This is a genomic window from Sphingomonas sp. Leaf357, from assembly GCF_001423845.1.
GTDB lineage: Bacteria > Pseudomonadota > Alphaproteobacteria > Sphingomonadales > Sphingomonadaceae > Sphingomonas.
In genome coordinates, this window is the sequence record NZ_LMPM01000003.1 from 267971 (window position 1) to 286327 (window position 18357).

10 protein-coding genes are annotated in these 18357 nt (G+C 66.1%); 1 reads left to right on the forward strand and 9 read right to left on the reverse strand.

All coding sequences use genetic code 11. The features are described 5' to 3' along the window. Window position 1: 1 nt before the first annotated feature. Window positions 2–730: a ComF family protein gene (locus tag ASG11_RS17930; protein ID WP_055783519.1), complete on the reverse strand. Its 729-nt coding sequence runs from the start codon at window positions 728–730 to the stop codon at window positions 2–4. Window positions 731–772: 42 nt separating this feature from the next. On the opposite strand from ASG11_RS17930, the gene ASG11_RS17935 reads away from it, so the two are divergent. Then, window positions 773–1609 (forward strand): methyltransferase domain-containing protein, encoded by an 837-nt coding sequence (locus ASG11_RS17935; RefSeq protein ID WP_236697588.1) that lies wholly within the window; start codon window positions 773–775, stop codon window positions 1607–1609. Between the two features lie 74 nt (window positions 1610–1683). Here ASG11_RS17935 and ASG11_RS17940 read toward each other — a convergent pair whose 3' ends face one another. From ASG11_RS17940 to ASG11_RS17975, 8 genes are all read right to left on the reverse strand, one after another. Beyond that, on the reverse strand, window positions 1684–2073 hold the full coding sequence (locus ASG11_RS17940) for a response regulator (protein ID WP_055783523.1): 390 nt from the start codon (window positions 2071–2073) through the stop codon (window positions 1684–1686). 53 nt (window positions 2074–2126) lie between these two features. Further along, window positions 2127–4598, reverse strand: coding sequence for an ATP-binding response regulator (locus ASG11_RS17945; RefSeq protein WP_236697589.1), 2472 nt, complete (start codon window positions 4596–4598; stop codon window positions 2127–2129). A 51-nt stretch (window positions 4599–4649) separates the two neighbouring features. Beyond that, window positions 4650–5867 carry an EAL domain-containing protein gene (locus ASG11_RS17950; protein WP_055783651.1) on the reverse strand — a complete coding sequence of 406 codons (1218 nt, stop codon included), beginning with the start codon at window positions 5865–5867 and terminating at the stop codon, window positions 4650–4652. Between the two features lie 694 nt (window positions 5868–6561). Further along, window positions 6562–7722: an acetylornithine deacetylase gene (argE, locus tag ASG11_RS17955; protein WP_055783524.1), complete on the reverse strand. Its 1161-nt coding sequence runs from the start codon at window positions 7720–7722 to the stop codon at window positions 6562–6564. Window positions 7723–7747: 25 nt separating this feature from the next. Continuing rightward, entirely contained in the window at window positions 7748–9235 is a 1488-nt protein-coding gene (locus tag ASG11_RS17960; protein ID WP_055783526.1) for a flavin-containing monooxygenase, read from the reverse strand. A 207-nt stretch (window positions 9236–9442) separates the two neighbouring features. Beyond that, window positions 9443–13720, reverse strand: a complete 4278-nt coding sequence (locus ASG11_RS17965; protein WP_055783528.1) for a translocation/assembly module TamB domain-containing protein — start codon at window positions 13718–13720, stop codon at window positions 9443–9445. After that, window positions 13720–15789, reverse strand: coding sequence for a BamA/TamA family outer membrane protein (locus tag ASG11_RS17970; protein ID WP_443024503.1), 2070 nt, complete (start codon window positions 15787–15789; stop codon window positions 13720–13722). Before ASG11_RS17970 ends, ASG11_RS17965 begins: the two co-directional genes overlap by 1 nt. Before the next feature lie 256 nt (window positions 15790–16045). After that, the gene (locus ASG11_RS17975) at window positions 16046–18250 is read right to left on the reverse strand and encodes a malate synthase G (RefSeq protein ID WP_201781373.1); all 2205 of its coding nucleotides are present in this window, start codon (window positions 18248–18250) and stop codon (window positions 16046–16048) included. Window positions 18251–18357 lie beyond the last annotated feature (107 nt).

Consider the following 18357-nt stretch of genomic DNA (forward strand, 5'->3'; position numbering starts at 1 on the left):
GTCAATCGGTGCGCGCCTCATCCAGCACGCGCGCCCAGCACAGGATCGTCACGCTGGTCGCCCCGGCGCGTAGCAGCACGCGCGTGCAGCCGTCGCTCGTCGCGCCGCTGGTATGCACGTCGTCGATCAACACCACCGCCCGGTCGCGCACCCGGTCTGCGCCATCGATCCGAAACGCGCCCGCCACCGCCCGCGCCCGTCCCTTCGCGCCGAGCCCACGCAATGGAGGCGTCGCCTTCTCCCGTCGCAGCACGCTTGGGTCCGCCGGCACGCCACTCGCCACCGACAGGCGTTCGGCGATCAACGCCGCCTGGTTGAACCCGCGCGACCAGATCCGCCAGCGATGCAGCGGCACCGGCACCAGCAGCTTCGCGTCGTCCGGTATCAACCGCAGCATCGCCCGCGCCACCGTTTCGGCGAAACCGGTCCTGCCGCCATATTTCAGCCGCAGCGCCACCGTCCGCGCGACGTCGCCATACGCCACCGCCGCCCGCACCCCGGCATGGCGCGGAGGATCGGCGATGCATTCGCCGCATAAAGCCCCGTCCCCCCGATCATAGTCGAACGGTACGTTGCAGGCGGCGCACCATGGCGGGCCGAGAAAGCGCAATTGCCCGAAACAGTCCGCGCAGAAGCGATGGTCCTCGCTCATCACCGCGCCGCATCCCGGGCAGCGCGGCGGTAGCGCAAGACCGGCGACATAATGCAGCGGTTTCAGCAGTGGCGACACGAACTCTTGTCGCCGCGCCCGGCGCGGGGCACAAGCCCGCCCGTGACGCCACCCGAAATCTTCGATCGCAACCTGCGACGCCTCCGCCGTGATCGTGCCGCGCCGGGTTATGCCGGTTTCTCGTTCCTGCGCGAGGCCATGCTCGACGGCATCGCCGAACGCCTGTCGACCGTGACCCGCGCGTTCGAGGATGTGCTGGACCTCGGCTGTTTCGACGGGGCGTTCGTTGCCCCGCCGGGCGCTAACATCACCCGCAGCGATCCCGGCTCCCTGTTCGCCGAAGCCTCCGGCGGCGTTCAGGCCGACGAGGACCGGCCGACCTTTCCCGATGGCAGCTTCGATCTGATCGTCTCCGCCGGCACGCTCGACACGGTCAGCGACCTGCCCGGCGCCCTGACGCTTGCGCGTCGCGCCTTGCGCCCGGACGGCCTGTTTCTGGCCGCGTTCACCGGCGGGAACACGCTCTCCACGCTCCGCGCGACGCTGCGCGATGCCGAACGCGACACGCCCGCCGCGCGCGTTCATCCGCAAGTCGATGTCCGCGCCGCCGGCGACCTGCTGATGCGCGCCGGCTTCGCCTTGCCGGTGGCGGACGTGGAGACGCTGAAAGTGCGCTACGGCGATGTCTGGAGCCTGTTTCGCGACCTGCGCGGCATGGCGGCGACCAATCTGCTCCCCGGCACGCCGCCACTCACCCGCGAAACGCTGGCCAATGCCGCCCGGGCTTTCGCCGACCGCGCCGACCCGGACGGCCGCACGACCGAACGCTTCGATATCGTGTTTCTCACCGGTTGGGCCCCCGCCCCCACGCAACCCCAGCCTGCCCGTCGCGGTAGCGCGACCGCTTCGCTCACCGATGCCTTGAAGCGGCGGGATTGAGCGTCGGCACTCTCAAGGAGCCACTTCCCCAGCGGAGGCCAGGGAAGCGATAATAGCAAGCAGGCTGTGAGAGCCTAACCGATCGTCCCGTCGCCGGCGGCCTTGGCCAGCATGCGCCCCATCGCGTCGAACAGGGCATCCATCGCCACCGGCTTGAACAATACCTCGTCCGCACCCTGCGAGATGCAACGTTCCCGCAGGTCGATCGCGGTGTCGGCGGTTACCACGATGATCGGCAAGCCCGCCTTGGCGTCGCTACGTGAACGGATATGCCGGATCGCGGTGATACCATCCATGCCGGGCATGCGCAGGTCGATCAGGATAATCGCGTAATCGTTCTGCTCGATCAGCTGCAGGCCGAGTTCGGCGTTTTCCGCACCGGTCATCGTGGCGCCGGCAACGTCGAGCATATCGCCGACCACCCGGCGATTCATCGGATCATCCTCGATAAAGAGGACGTTCATGGGCGTGGGGCCTGGATCGACATTCTGTGCGACATCTCTTGCACCCTATCGCCTTATGCCGCGCGCGAAACAAGCGGCTGGGGGATAACCCCGTCGGAAACGTACAATTTTTCTATCAGCGCTGCGCCCGTGACGGGCTTGGCGATCACCTGTCCTATGCCTGTAGCACACAGCGCGTCATGCTCCGAATCATCCTTCGCGCTCCAAAGCAGACTGGTGGCCGCCTTTGCCGCATTCGCCGCCGTGACGATCGCCGACAGCGCGGCGTCGCGGTCGGGCGCGGCCTTGATCGTCGCATCGTCGATCAGGACCTGAGCCACCTGGCCGCCGTTCAGTTTCTCCACCGCCTCCTCGACCGAAGCGGCGAAGATCACCGTCCCCGCACGCGCTTCGACCATGGCGCGAAGCATGCTGCGCGTGATCGGACTGCGGTCGACGATCAGCAGCGCCTTGCCATCGGACACCTCCGGGACCGCCTCCGGCGGTGCCGCGAGCGTCAAGGGCAGGTCGATGATGAAGGACGATCCCACGCCGATCTCGCTTTCGACCCGCACGTCTCCATCCATCGCCCGCGCCAGGTTGCGGCAGATCGCGAGGCCCAGCCCGGTCCCGCCGAAACGTCGCGTCGTCCCGGCATCGACCTGGCGGAAGGATTCGAAGATCAGTTCGTACTTGTCCGCCGGAATGCCGATGCCGCTGTCGGTCACGGTGAGGCACAGTCGCTCGCCCACCGCCGCCGCCCGCAAGGTGACGCTACCCGCCTCGGTGAACTTCAGCGCGTTGGACAGCAGGTTGAACACGATCTGCCGCAACCGCGCCGCGTCGCCGGCGATCCAGGCCGGGCTCTGATCGAGATCGAGCACGAAGCCGATCCCCTTGCCCGCCGCCTGTTCCTGCCACAGCCGGGCGACGTCGTTCAGCGTCGCCCTCAGGTCGAGCGGCACATGCTCGATCGTCAGATTGCCCGTCTCCATCTTGGCGACGTCCAGAATATCGTCGACCAGCGCCCGCATCGTCACGCCCGCGCTGTGCACCACGCCGATCCGGTCGCGGATCTGCTCGGTCAGCGCGCGATCGGCCAGCATCACCTGCGTCATGCCGAGGATTCCGTTCAGCGGCGTGCGGATCTCATGGCTGGTGGTGGCGAGGAACTCGGTCTTCGCCGCCAGCGCCTTGCCGAGCGCGCTGTTCGTCGCCGCCAGGTCGATATTGGCGGCGCGCACCTGATTGCGGCTGCGACGTAAAGTGACGATGCCGAAGGTCAGCAAACCGACGATCATCACCACGATGGCGGACAGCCCGGTCGCGATAGTCTGCCGCGTCTTCGCCTGCGCGCGCTCGAAATCGATATTGCGTTGGAGTTCGGTCGCCTTGAGTTGCGCGATGCGTGTCTTCTGGTTGGCGAAATCGAACCGCGCCGCCACCAGCGACGTGTTGGCGGAGGAAGCCAGCTTCGAAGTTTGATCGTCGAGCCGCTTCAATGCCTCGAGATGGATCAGGGCGTTTCGGTCGTCTCCCGCCTTGCGGAAGATTTCATAGGCAATCTTATGCCCTTCCCGTAGTTCCAACGTCGTCTTGTCGGGGTCGATCCCGGAAAAGCTCCGCGTGATGAGTTTGACCGCCTCGGGCATGTCGCCCCTGCGAAACGCCGAATTTGCCGCAAGCACCCAGAACTGATCGCGCGCTACCGCCGCTTCCGGTCCACCCGCGACCACGAAGCCCTGGGCGATCGTGCGATCCGCGGCCGCCAATTGTCCTGACAGAAGCTGGCCGCGTGCGATGTTGCTCAGCACGCGCGCTTCCATCGCCGGGCTCTTCAGTTCGCGCGCCAGTTCCAATGCCTTGCGGAACTGCCCCTCCGCATCGGTCAGCCGTCCCAATTCCTTCAGTGCATTGGCCCGGTTGTTGTAGATCGCGTAGAGGATCTGCGGGTCGCCGCGATACACGTCCAACGCCTGATCGTAATATTTCAGGGCGTTCTGATAATCTTCAGCCTCCTGATACAGCAGGGCGATGCTGAGCAGCGCGATCGCCCGGCTGCGCGTCTCGCCGATATCGCGGAAGATATTGTGTGCCTGCTGATAATCCTCCAGCGCTGCGGCAACGTTCGCCGTGGCGGTATGCAGGCCGCCGCGCGACAGCAACAAATCGCCGTTCAGCTTGGATGGTGGCCCGGCCTTGGCGACCATCTTGATTGCGCGCTCGATCAGCGGTGCCGCGCGGGTGGCATCGTTGATGCGGAGATACGCCTCGCCCTGCAACCATTCGGCGGTGGCGATGCCGATGATCCGCGCCCGCCCCTGAAGCTTCGCGGCGAGGTGTTCGGCCGCCTGCCCGCGTTCGACCGTCTTGGCCGGATCGAGCAGCATCATCGCCTTGGCATCGGCGATCACGCGATCGAAGCGGATCCCGGCCTGCGGATCGGTGGCGGCATGAGCATTCCCGGGGGCCGCGATGACCGGAGCGACGCCGGCCGTCAGGCTCAGCAGCATCGCAATGGGCATGGTCAGATCGGTCAGCTTCATCGGCCGGACGTTAGCCCCGAACCCCTTAACCCCCGGCTAAGATTACCGTGCTCAGGCGCTCTTCCAGAAGCTCGCCGGGCGGCTGAACAGCGACCCGCCCTGGTGATGCGCCGCCTTCAGCTTGTCGTCGCGCAGATAATGACGGAAAGCATCGAACGAGATCGGCCGGCTGATCAGATAGCCCTGCACCATGTCGCAGCCCATCACGGTCAGCAGCGCCATCGCCGCCTGCGTCTCGACCCCCTCGGCGGTCACTTCCATCTCCAGCGCGTGCGCCAGGTCGATCGTCGATCGCACGATCAGCGGATCGCGATTGCTGCTGGTCAGTTGAAGCACGAACATCTTGTCGATCTTCAGTTCGCGCGCCGGCAATTGCTTGAGATACGCGAGCGACGACAGGCCCGCGCCGTAATCGTCGATCGCGATGACGATGCCGACATCGGCAAATTGCTGAAGGTGGCGGATGGCGATTTCGGGATCGCGGATCACCGCCGTTTCGGTGATCTCGAAGCCGATCTTAGCGCCTCCGTCCGTCACCATGGCGCAGGCCGCCTGCACGAAATCGCGCTCGGCGAGCAACTGCCCGGAAATGTTGATGAAGATCGTCAGGTCATGGCCCTCGGCGGCCAGCACCTTCTGGTCGGCGATCACCTGATCGAGCGTCCACAAGGTCAGCGGCCCGATCTCGCCGATCTCTTCGGCCAGAGTGATGAAATCGCCCGGCAGGACCAGCCCGCGCGTCGGGTGCTGCCACCGCACCAGGGCCTCGGCACTGGAAATCTCCTGCCGGCGCACGTGCACCTTGGGCTGATATTGCAGGAACATCTCGCGATTGGCGAGCGCGGGCCCGAGTTCGCGCGACAGTGTCAGCCGGTCGAACGCGGGCGTTCCGGCCGACAGATCGCGCACCACCGTGCGCTGATCGATCCGCGCCTGCTCCATCGCGGCTTCGGCCTCCTCGGCAAGCCGGACATCCTCGGTATTGCCGACCGGTGCTGCCGCGGCGGCGAACAGCATCTTCAGTTGATGCGCCTCGCCGTCCAGATCGAACGGCGCGCCGAACTCGTCGTTGAGCAGGACCAGCGCCGCATCGAGATCGTCGATCGTGTCGCCCTCGAACGTCAGTTCCAGCACGGACCGTCCCACGATCGTCACCCGCGCGCTCGGCAACACTGCGGCGATGCGATCGCTGACATCGACCACCAACTGGTCGGCCCGCGAACATCCCAGGTGACGGCGCAGCGCCGCGAAATTCAGGATGTCGGTCATGCAGAGGAATTGCCACGCCCGAACCACCGGCCAGGGCAGACGATCCTCGTCCTGCAAGAGGACCGGCGCCGCGCGGCGACGCGAAGCTACGCCTTTCGACGCCTGATCCGGCGCTTCCGCCACTGGCCCACCGGCTTGCGCACGCACGTCGTCGAGCGCGCTCGCGCCGATCGGCCGAGCGTGTCGCCGGGGTCCGTTATGCGGACCAACTGTTCTGGAAACGCAGGCCATCGCGATACCGCTACCGCGCCACCCCTGAAGGAACCCTTAAACGACCCCGAACGGGACACCGCACGCGCCGCCTTCCGATTGCCTTACGGTTAAAAATGCATTAAGAATTGTCGGCACTCGACTGAGTGTAACAAGGGAGATAACCATGCTGAAGTTTCTGCTTTCGCTCATCTACGGCGACAACGTTCGCCCCTGGTAAATCAGGCAGTCGATCCGACGTCCAACAGAATCCTTCTATATTAGAAGCATTTAACGCGGCGTCGGATCGATACTTTCGGTCGGCACTCCCCGCAGGATCTGACCGGCGACTTTTTACGGACTGTCCGCCAATCGGCCGACAGTCCCGATTCGGTACTGCCTCGAACAAAGCGTCCGAAGCGGCTATTTTTCGAATAAACTTTTGTCAGCGCTTCGTGACCGCGCATCATCGGCGACGCCTCCTGCCGATCGCGTGACTTGCACTCTATCGCTGTGCCTCTGCCAGCCGCGCCATGAACGTCGCGCCGCGTTCCAGCTGCGCAACCTCCAGATACTCGTCCGCCTGATGCGCCTGCTCGATCGAGCCGGGCCCGCAGATCACCACCGAGAAACCGCCGCCCTGGAACTGTCCGGCCTCCGAGGCATAGGCCACCACGCGCGCCGGCCCGTTGTCGCCGGTCAACCGCCGCACCAGCAGCTCGGCTGCCCCATCGGGCTCCGGCGCGAAGCTCGGCGTCTGCGATCGTCGTACCACCTCCACCCCGGCACCCTCGAACAGCGGCCCGATCCGTGCGCCTTCCGCTGCGCACGCCGCAATGAACGGCGCGACGATCGCGTCCGGGTCCATCCCCGGCAGCACGCGCAGATCGAAGACGAACATGCACTCGCGCGCCAGGATGTTCACCGCCGTCCCGCCATTGACCTGACCGATCGTCAACGTCGCATGTCGCGGGCAGAACGCCGAATGCGCATCGGCCTTCAGTGCCAGCGCATCCGCCAGATCGGCCAGCCGCGCCATTAGCCGCACCGCAACCATGTTCGCCGACACGCCGAGGTGCGTCAGGCTCGAATGCGCCTCATGCCCGCTCACCGTCACGCGCCAGGTCGAGATGCCTTTGTGCCCGCTCACCACCTCCATATTGGTCGGCTCGCCCACCACCACGGCGGCGGGCGGGGGCAGATCCCGCACCAGTTCGCGGATCATGCTCGGCGCGCCGAGACAGCCGACCTCCTCGTCATAGGAAAAGGCCAGATGCACCGGCCGCGCACCGCTCAAGAACGCCGGCGCACCCGCCAAAGCGAGCGCGAGGAACGCCTTCATGTCGCACGTCCCGCGTCCGAACAGCCGATCGCCCCGGCGCGTCAGCGTGAAAGGGTCGCTCGTCCAGGGCTGGCCATCGACCGGCACGACATCGGTATGCCCCGAAAGCACCACGCCCCCCGGCACGCTAGGCCCGAGTGTCGCGTACAGATTGGCCTTGGAGCGATCCTCGTTGAACACCCGTGTCGCGTTGACGCCGAGCGGTGCCAGCACATGCTCGACATATTCGATCAGCCTGAGGTTCGAATCGCGAGACGTCGTATCGAACGCGATCAGCCGCTCGAGATGGCCGAGCGCGCTGGCGGTAAGATCATCCGGCGTCATGCCGGCGACCCTAACCCCCAATCCCTCAGGCGTCGACCGTATCGCGCGATGCCACGCGCTTTGGCGCGGGATTGGAGAATTCCATCTCGGTGTCGACCGATCCGTATTTCAGCGTCACCAGGTCCTTGGCGTAATTCTGGTACAATTTCCACGGCTTGCGGTCGCCCTGCTTCGGGAATTTCTCCATCGCACGCGTGACGTAGCCGGACGAGAAATCGAGGAACGGCTCGGCCTGCAAATCCTCGCCCGAGATGCGCGGCGTCGCCTGGCGCAACCCGCGCTTCGCCATCGTGTTGAGCAGACGGCAGACATAGGCACAGGTCAGATCGGCCTTCAGCGTCCAGGACGCATTGGTATAGCCGAACGACGACGCCAGATTGGGCACGCCCGAATACATCATGCCCTTATAGTTATACGTCTTCGCCAGATCGACCGGCGCGCCGTCCACATCGAACGCTACGTCACTGAGCAATTGCAGTTCCAGCCCGGTCGCCGTGACGACCACGTCGGCCGCAATCTCCTTGCCGCTTTCCAGCGCGATGCCGCCGGGCGTGAACCGCGCGATGCGATCGGTCACCACTTCGGCCGATCCGGCCTTGAGCGCATCGAACAGGTCGGCATCAGGCACCAGGCATAGCCGCTGGTCCCAGGGATTGTAGCGCGGCGTGAAATGCGTCGCGACATCGTAGTCCGGCCCAAGATGCTCGCGCACCATGCCGATGATCCGGTCCTTCACTTTTTCCGGCCGCCGCCGCGCCAGGCGGAAGAAGAACATCCCCCACAGCACGTTCTTCCAGCGCGTGATGCCATAAGCGGTCTTTGCCGGCAGCTTGGCGCGCAGCCAGTTGGCGACCCCGTCCTCGCTCGGTCGCGACACGACATAGGTGGGCGATCGCTGCAGCATCGTGACGTGCGCGGCGGTCTTCGCCATCTCCGGCACCAACGTCACCGCCGTCGCGCCGCTGCCGATCACCACGACCTTCTTGCCGGTGTAATCGAGGTCGCTCGGCCAATGCTGCGGATGAACGATCCGCCCGGCGAAATCCCCGGCACCGGCAAAGTCCGGCGTGTGGCCCTTGGCGTAATTATAATAGCCCGAGCACATGAAGAGGAAGTTGCAGGTATATCGCACCGGCCCGTCAGGCCCCTCGACGCTGACCGTCCAGCGTGCGTCCGGGGTCGACCAGGACGCCGCCTTTACGTGGCTGCGATACCGGATATGCCGGTCGATGCCATGCTCGCGCGCCGTCTCCTGCAGATACCGCAGGATCGAAGGACCGTCCGCGATCGCCTTCGCCTGGGTCCACGGCTTGAACGAATAGCCGAGCGTGTACATGTCCGAATCCGAACGGATACCGGGATAGCGGAACAGATCCCACGTGCCGCCAAGCTGCGGCCTTCCTTCGAGAATGACATAGGATCGGTCCGGCGCCAGCGTCTGGAGATGATACCCCGCGCCGATCCCCGATATCCCCGCCCCGACCACGACCACGTCGAAATGTTCAAGCGCCATATGCTCTCTCCTGCATACCCGATATTCCATTTATCGGTTGCGGAAAAGGACTTGGTTCTGCGAGCGACGAATGCCGCCATCTCGACCGTCATCCCGGACTTGATCCGGGATCCAACGGGCCGCAGGCGAAACGCCAGATCACCGGATGCCGCCCAAACGGCTTATTGGACTCCGGATCAACTCCGTGATGACGAGCGATGCGAAACTTTAGAAATCCTTCGAATACCGCACGCTCGCGCTCGACCCGCCGAACGAGCCCGCCTGCGACAACAGGCTCAAACTCTTGGTCAGCGCGATCTGCAACTGCGTCGCGGTGAACCCGCGTGAGTCGGTGATGATCTCGACATAGATGTTGTTGGTCAGATACTTGCCCGCCGCGAGCGACGTGCCCCGGCCGGTCGCCTCGTCCGCGCCGAGGATGCGCAGGCGATCGAACCCGGTGGCCGAACGCAGCTTGCCGAGCGGGTTGAGCCCGCCGCCGCCCGAACCACGCAGCGAATTCAGCGCCGCCGCCAGCTGGATCGCTTCGGTCGCCGACAGGTTCGTCACCGACGATCCGAACAGCAGCCGGCTCAGCACCTCGTCCTGCGGCAACGACGGCGTCGAGGTGAAGGCGATGACCGGCTTCTGCCCCGTGCCGCTGACGTTGATGTTGACCGTCACGCCGTTGGTGGTCGTGCTGGCGGTCAACGCGATCTGCGGATCGGTCAGCGCACCGCCGTCGAAGCGGATGTCGCCGGACGTGATCTCGAAACGCTTGCCCGAGAAGGTGTACGTACCCCGCACCACTTGCAGGCGCCCGACCACCTTGGGCGCGGCCGACGTGCCGCCGATCCGCATGTCCATCTTCCATTCGGATTCCAGCCCCATGCCGCTGACGAACAACTGATTGTCCGCCCGCACGCGAAGATCGAGCTTGAACAGCCCGGCCGGAGCCGCCGCCGGACGGTCGGTCGGGCGCGTCACCAGATCGCTCTTGCGCCGCACGCCGGTCAACTCCGGCACCTCGGCCTGGCCCTGCGTCACGATCTCGTAGCGTGCTTCCGGAATGATCAGGTCGCCCTTGATCAGCCCGCCGTCGCGCGCGTTGTTGCTGATCGCGATCGTGCCCGTCGCGGTCGCGCCCAGCGCGTCGCTGCGGGCGAGGCGCGCATTGTCCAGCTTCGCCTGGATGTCGATCGGGAAGCCTTCGGCCGACGAGAAGCCGACCGAACCCTGCGCCTGCACCGTGCCGTCGCCGGCCGTGGCCTGCAATTGCGTGATCTGGAGGCGCGTATTGTCGAACCGACCGGCGAGCTTCATGTTCGACAGCCGCGTGCCGTACACTTCGTTCTCGTAGGTGAGCTTGTCGGCGCGGATCACGCCGTTCAGCGTCGGCGCATCGACCCGCCCGCCGAAATCGGCGGCGACCGCAATGCCGCCGGTCAGCTGCTGCCGCGCCTGCCCCGCGAGACTGAACAGCACGCCCGCCGGACCGTTATAGCGGATGCCGCCGGAGAGCGGCCCGGCCATCAGACGGCTCGTCCACGCACCGCCGGCGCCCGGCTGTACCGTCGCGACCATCCGCCCGACCGTCGTCGCGCCTCGCTTGACCAAGGCGCGCGCATCCGCGCCGCCCGAGGCCAGCCGCCCGGCGAACTCGATATTCACCGGCTCGGACACGGCCGCCAGACTGGAGCGCGTGAAATTGCTGATCGTCATCCGCGCATTGGCGGTCGGGAACGCCGCAGAACCGGCCTGGGCGAAATCGAGACTGCCGGTCGCCGTGCCGCCAAGGCCGAGGTTCGGCACCAGCGCATTGGCCATCGACAGGTCGAGCGTGTCGAGCCGAGCCTGCAAGGTCATGCCCCCCCCATTACGGCTGCCGTAACTGCCCGCGATCCGTGCCGACCCCTGGTCGAAATCGAGCCGCGTCGGCAGCAGGCGATAGGTCGCGCCCTCGATCTGGATCCGCGCCGGCGTACCCGTCTTGAAGCCGATGCCGTTCGCCCGGCCCTGCGCCGCGACCAGCCACAATTTCGGACTGAGCCGGGAATTGACCGCGATGTTGAACGGCACGCCGTTGGAACCGGTCGCCACAGCCTGTGCGGTGCCGGAGCCGCCGGCATAATCCACCTTCGCGCGCGCCGAGGATATCACCGTCGGGCCATAGCGCAGGTCCGCGACCTGCACGTCGGCCTTCACCGCCGGCTTGTCGTAGAGCACAACATTGGCGGCGATGATCGCGCGGCCGATCGTGAAATCCACGCTGCCGGGGATCTTCGCGGCATAGGCTCGCGCGGCGATGTCGGCGCGCTGGTACTTGCCCTGCGCGCCGAGATTGGCCGCGCCGGTGATGCCCGACCCGGCGAACTGGATGCGGCCGGCAAACGGTCCCGCCGGAAGTTGCTGCACCTTGCCGCTGAAATTCACGCCCGCGAACTTGGCCGCGCGGATGTCCACCGCCAGCACCGGGCTCGGCCGCACGATCACGTCGGCGGAGAACGGCCCATAGGTCGTGCCCCCGGTCGCGGAGACGGCGTAGGACGTGCCGTTCCCGCGCACCCGCGCCTCGAGATTGACCAGTCCGACGCCCACGCCCGGGCGCGGCGCGCGCAGCAGCACCACCGGCTGCGTCGCGCTGCCCGTCACCCGCGCCGTCAACGGCCCGTATGCGCTCGAATAGGCATCGGCATTGACCAGCAACGCGCCGGTCGGATCGTACCGCCCGGAGCCGTTCGTCACGCGGAATTGCGGCGCGTTCAGCCGCAGATTGCGGAACGTGATGATCCCGTTCGGATCGTAACCGATATCGGTGCGCACAATGGCGTTGCCGCCGAGGAAACTCGCCACGCCCGAATTGAAGATCCGGGACGTACGCGCCACCACGCGCCCGGTGATCCCGAACCCGCCCTGCGGCGCCGTCACCAGCTTGGCATCGGTCTGGATGTTCAGGATGCCGATGCTCTCGACACGGAAATTGTTCACCCGGCCGTTCAGGCCGCCGGTGTAGCGCCCGGTCTGCATGTTCGCCGCGATGATCGCGGTGGCGTCGATCCGCTTCGACCGGATGCGCAGATTGTCCGACAGGATGTTGACGCCCGAGATCGCGAAATCGCCCTCGATCGCGACATTGTCGAGCAGATCGCCCGCTGCGGCAGCCAGCCCGGCGATGCGCCGCGCGCGCGCCTTGATCGGCACCAGGATATGGTTCGAATCCACCTTGGCGAGGCCCGAGGCATAGAGATCGTCGACGCGCGTCTCGCCGAAACCGATGCTCTTCGCCTGCACGACATAGTTCACCGTCGGCGTCGCGAACGCGCCGTCCAGCACCACGCTCGCCGCCACGTCGCGCCCGTTGAGGTTGGGCAGGATCGCGCCCGGTGTCAGCAGTTTCGCATCGACCTTCAACTGCCCGAACCGGCTCGTCGCCAGATCGATCAGCCCCTGCCCCGCCACCGCCAGCGCATCCGACTTCAGCTGGAACTTCGTATCCACCTTGCGCTGGTCGAGCGTCGCGTCGATCGACAAATCGACCTGCGGCGCGGTGATCGCCGCCAGCGGATTCGTCGCGTCGGGCTTCTGGTTGCGGCCCGCGCGCACCTGCGCCACGCCCTCCGCCGGCGTGTCGGCGTACAGCGCCGGATGCGCATTCCCGCGCACCTTGAACGTGCCGTCATTGGCGGCGAGATCGAGATCGGCGAACGACTTGCCACCCAGAGTCGCGACGGCCTTACCCTGCCAGGCCTTCCACGATCCCTTGCCCGAAACCGTCGCGTCCAGCGCCTGTTTCAGCCCGCCCATCGTCGCCACCACGCCGGTCGCCGGTGCGGTCAGCCGCGCGTCCACGTCGAGCTTGTCCTGATCCGGCACCGCGTCCAGCTTCAGCGTCAGCCGGTCGCCACCCGCGATGCCCGGCCCGGTCAGCGCCATCGCGTTCGCGGTCAGCTGCGCCCGCGCATCCGCGATGTGCACGCCGCTGTCGAAGCGTACGACATGCGCCTGCCCCGTCACCGCCTTCATCATCACGAACCGATCGACCGTCAGCTTGCCGATATCGATGTCGAGGTCGGGCAGGTACGGCGCGTTCGGATCGCTCGGCACCGCCTTCAGCTCGGGCGACCGCTGCAACGTGATCAGCTTCGACCCGGCCGAGCGCACATCGACATGGTTCTTCAGGAACGCGAACGGCCGCCAGTCGACGTCGAGCCGTGGCGAGGTCAGGAACACGCCCTTGGGGTCGCTCACCCGCACGTCGGTCAACACCATCTTGCCGTAGATCGATCCGTCGATCCGCCCGACCTTGATGTTCAGCCCCGACGCCGTCTCGTACCCGCCGATATAATTGGCGATGATCCGCCGCCCCGGCGACGTGTTGACGCCCAGCACCAGCACCACCGCGAGCACCAGCACGCCGAGGATCGCGATGCCGATCCATTTCAGGATGCTCAGCCACACCGGGCGCTTGCCCGCCACGACGGTCTCGGAAACCTGCTCGTCGGCCATCAGAATGCTTGCCCGATCGAGATGTAGAGCGCGACCTTGCCGTCGCCCGGTCGCGGGTTGAGCGGCGTTGCCACGTCCACCCGCATCGGTCCGAAATTGGTGTAGAATCGCCCGCCGATGCCCGCGCCGTACCGCAGGTCGCCGCCCTTGGGGTAAACCGTCTCGTACGCGTTACCCGCATCGAAGAACGGCACGATCCCGAAATTGCCGAAACGATAGCGCGCCTCGATCGAGAATTCGTTGAGCGAGCGTCCGCCGACCGGATTGCCCTGCGGATCGAACGGCCCGAGCCGCTGATAGCCGTAGCCGCGCACCGATCCGCCGCCGCCGCCGTAATAGCGCCGCGACGGTGCAAGATCGTCGCGTGCGATGCCCGGGATCGTCCCCGCGCGCACCCGCCCCGCCACCACCAGGCTCGGCGTCACCGGCTGATAGATGCTGCCCTCGATCAGCACGCGCGCATAGGGCCGCACGCCGCCGCTCACCGACGTCTCCGGGCTCAGGCTCAATTTCAGGCGATAGCCCTTGGTCGGGTTGAGCAGACTGTCCGACGTATCGAACAACACCTGCCCAGGTAGCGCGACGATGCCGTACGTCTTGCGCCTCCGGTCGCCGATCGCGAAATCGTAGACGCTTTCGTTCGTGCCGGTCAGTTCGAAGCCGTAGGCATAGGTGAACTTCTTCTGCCAGATCGGCGTCGAATCGTAGCTGATCCGCCCGGACAACGTGCCGGTAAAGGCGTTGAACGCATCGTAGTTCGAGTGGTTGGCCGATGCCGTCAGCGTGACGGTCCGGTCGCGCTTGCCAGCGTTCATCCGCCGGAAGGTACCCGACAGGCCTTGCTCCTGCGTGCCGGCGATGATCGATCCGATCAGCGCGCCCTCGGGCGGGAACACGTTGCGATGCGTGAACGACCCTTCGAGCTTGATTCCCTCGCCGGTCGAATAGCCCGCCGTGGCGGCGAGCGAGCGCGGCGGCCCGGCCTCCTGCCGCACCAGCAGGTCGACCTTCTCGGTCCCGTCCGGACCGGGCTGTCCGGTGCGGCGCGGCTCGACCGATACGGTCGAGAACAATCCCGTCGCGACCAGCGCCTGGCGCAGGTCGTCGACCTTGCGATTGTCGTACAGTTCGCCGTCCTTGAACCGCGCCAGAACCCCGACATGCTTGGCGTCGAACGCCAGCTTGCCCTCGGTCGAATAGGTGCCGAACGACGATCTTGGCCCGGTGTCGACCGGCAGCGTGTAATCCCCGGTCCATTTCGCATCGTCGAGCAGGATGTCGCGCTGTCCGACCTTGATGAACGGATAGCCCTGTTGCGGCAGCGTCAGCGCCAGATTGGCCTCCGCGCCCTGAATGCGATCCGCCTCAATCCTGTCGCCGATCTTTAGCGGCAATTCGCGCCGCAACAGATCTGGCGGCACAACCGGCCCGGCGTCGATCGTCACCGACGACAGGCTGTAGACCTTGCCCGGCGTCGCGCTGACGATCGCCTTGACCGGCTTGCCGCTCTTCGCCGGCGGCTGCTCGATCGTCGAGATCGCGGTGCCGTCATAGAAGCCCTTCGACTTCATCAGCCGCACCGCCAGCGCCTCATCCTCCTTGGCGCGCGCGGAAATCATCGCCGCGTTGGCGGCATTGCCACCGCCTTCCTTCAGCGCGGACAGCGAATTGAATTGACTGGTCAGCTCCAGCTCGTCCAGCCCGCGCACTTCGGTGTCGTAGCGGATGACCACCGTCTTCTCGTCGCCGACATCGGCAACCTCGATCGGCGGCGTGGTGTCGTACGATCCGAGCGCGGGCAGCGGCGCGCTCAGCTCCGGTGTCTCGGCCGCGACCGGCGTCAGCGCGGGATCGGCGGGCGATACCTGCCCGGCGATCAGCGGCGTCCCCGCCGGGGCAGCGGGCATCGCCTCGAGGGGGGCGTTGATATCGTTGGACAGCGCGGGCAGCGCGGAATCGAACTGGGAATCGGTAACGATCGGCTTGTCCGCATTGGGATCGACCGGCTGAGCTTGAACCGGCTCGGGCGTGGCCGGCGGCACCTGTTGCGCGGGAGCGAGCCCCGCCAAAGCCAAGACCACCCAACTCGACGTAAACCAAAGACCAGTCAAAACGCGCTTTTCCCCTTGGGGGAGCGGCTGACCACCGTCTATTCCCCACCTCCCGCGCCTAACGCACGGCCATCATGTTGGTTCCTGCTGACATTCCGTCATCCCGGACTTGATCCGGGATCCAACGTGCCGGCAAGGCTGCGCCCGCCCCTCTGGCCGCAACCCAAGCCGCTTGATGGATCCCGGATCAAGTCCGGGATGACGGCGGAAGCGGTCAAGCCCCCTTCACCCGCAACCGAAACGCGTGCAGCAACGGCTCGGTATACCCGCTCGGCTGCGTCACGCCCTCGAACACCAGAGCGCGCGCCGCCTGATACGCCAGGCTGCTATCCTCGTGCCCCGACATCGGCGAATAGGCCGCGTCGCCCGCATTCTGCGCATCGACCTTCTTCGCCATCCGCTCGAACGCTGCATCCACGTCCGCCGTGGTCGCCACCCCGTGCAGCAGCCAATTGGCCATGTGCTGGGACGAGATGCGCAACGTCGCGCGATCCTCCATCAGCCCGATATCGTGGATATCCGGCACCTTGGAACAGCCGACGCCCTGGTCGATCCAGCGCACGACATAGCCCAATATGCCCTGTGCATTGTTGTCCAGTTCGGCCTGCACCTCCTGCGGCGTCCAGTTGCGCCCGCCCGCCACCGGCACGTTCAACAACGGACCGAGGCCCGGCACGGCCTCCTTCGCGATCGTCTTCTGCCCCTCGAACACATCGACGTCGTGATAGTGCATCGCGTGCAACGTCGCGGCGGTGGGGGACGGTACCCAGGCGGTGTTCGCGCCCGATTTCGGATGCGCGATCTTCTGCTCCATCATGTCCGCCATGCGGTCCGGCGCGGCCCACATGCCCTTGCCGATCTGCGCCTTGCCCGAAAGGCCGGCGGCCAGACCGATCCGCACGTTGCGATCCTCATACGCCTTGATCCAGTCGCTCGCCTTCATCTCGGCCTTGGGGATCATCGCACCCGCATGCATCGCGGTATGCATCTCGTCGCCGGTGCGATCGAGGAAGCCGGTGTTGATGAACACGATCCGGTCCTTCACCACCGCGATGCACGCGGCGAGATTGGCCGAGGTCCGCCGCTCCTCGTCCATCACGCCGACCTTGATCGTGTGGCGTTCGATCTCCAGCAGATCCTCCACCGCATCGAACAAGGCGTTGGTGAAGGCGCATTCCTCCGGCCCGTGCATCTTCGGCTTGACGATATAGACCGATCCCGCGCGGCTGTTGCGGAACTTGCCAGTTTCAGGTGAACGGTCCCCCGGACCGTTCAGGTCATCCCGGGGGGATGACCGACCTGAAACTCCCCGCAGGTCGTACAGCGCGATGGTCGAGGTCAGGATCGCATCCAGGATGCCCTCCGGCGCCTCCCCCCCATCCGCCAGCAGCACCGCCGGGGTCGTCATCAGGTGGCCGACATTGCGCACGAACAACAGGCTGCGCCCGGCCAGCGTCAGCGTGCCGCCGTCCGGCGTCGCATACTCGCGATCCGCCTCCAGCTTGCGCACGATCGTCCGCCCGCCCTTTTCGAAACTCTCCTGCAGATCGCCGAGCATCAGCCCGAGCCAATTGGCATAGGCCGCCACCTTGTCCTCGGCATCCACCGCCGCGACCGAATCCTCGAGATCGACGATCGTGGTCAGCGCGGATTCGAGCAGCACGTCGGCGATCCCCGCCGGATCGTCCCGCCCGACCGAAGACTCGCGATCGATCACCACTTCGATATGCAAACCGTGATGCCGGAACAGCAGCGAAGACGGCGTGGCCGGTTCGCCGCGATACCCGACGAACGCGCTCGCGTCCGCCAGCGCCGGCTTCGCCGCGCCGGGCACCCCCTGTGCCATCAGAACGCCGTCCACGATCGCAAGGCTCGCCACGCTATCCCACGGCCCGATCGACAGCGGCACGGCCTTGTCGAGAAACGCCTTCGCCGCCGCGACCACCTGCACGCCACGTTCGGTGTCGTACCCGCCCGGCTTCGCTTTCCCCGGCAACGCGTCGGTGCCGTAGAATGCATCATACAGGCTGCCCCAGCGCGCATTGGCCGCGTTCAGCACGAAGCGCGCGTTCAGGATCGGCACCACCAGCTGCGGCCCGGCCATCGTCGCGACTTCGGCATCGACATGCTCGGTCCGGATCGTGAACGGTGCAGGCTCCGGCACCAGATACCCGATCCCGCGCAGAAACGCCTCGTCCACCGCGCCGCCCGCCTGATACCGCGCGTCGATCTCGGTCTGCAACGTCTCGCGGACCGCCAGCAACGCCCGGTTCTCCGGCGCGAACTTCTCGAAGATATCTGCCATGCCCTGCCACCAGGACACGGCATTGATCCCGAGCCCGAGCAGCACCTTGCTCTCGACGAACCGCACCAGCGGCTCGGCCACGGACAATCCGGCGCGGTCGATCATTTCGGGCATTCAGTCCTCCTGATAAGGGTATTACATATGCCTGGGGAGGGCCGAAATGCGGCTTAGGGTTTGCCTGCGATTCCCGCAACGCCGGAGTTGGGCACGTCCCTGCCCCC